This window comes from Anaerotignum faecicola (assembly GCA_024460105.1).
Lineage (GTDB): Bacteria > Bacillota > Clostridia > Lachnospirales > Anaerotignaceae > JANFXS01.
Map to the genome: position 1 here is coordinate 1 of JANFXS010000570.1, position 391 is coordinate 391.

At 54.0% G+C, this 391-nt stretch carries 1 protein-coding gene; it reads left to right on the top strand.

Annotation, left to right across the window (positions count from 1 at the left end; translation table 11 throughout):
- Positions 1-391, top strand: a 391-nt coding sequence (locus tag NE664_15435; protein MCQ4728025.1) for a DUF5110 domain-containing protein, incomplete at both ends; no start/stop codon positions are given.

The following is a 391-nucleotide window of genomic DNA, read 5'->3' on the forward strand; positions in this document are numbered from 1 at the left end:
CTTGCAAAAGCCGGTGCCATCATCCCCAGAAGCCTTGACGGGAAGGGCAGTACAGAAAACCCGGACTGTATGGCGGTCGATATATTTCCGGGTGCAGACGGCTGTTTTACTATATGGGAGGATGACGGAAGGACAGACGGGGATACGGTTGAAAGATGGGTATCTACGCGTCTTGTTCTGGAGTGGGGCTCCTCTGTCCGTTTCGCAGTCAGCGGCGCCGAAGGAAATCGGAGCGCAATTCCACAACGGCGTTCATGGAAGCTGAATTTCCGCAATGTGGAATTTGCAGATTCAGGATTTGCCGTTCCGGCAGTGATAATCGGAGGATCGCGGACGGATGCGGCCCTGTCCTATGATGAGGCAAGCAAAATTCTGACGCTGGAGCTTTCAG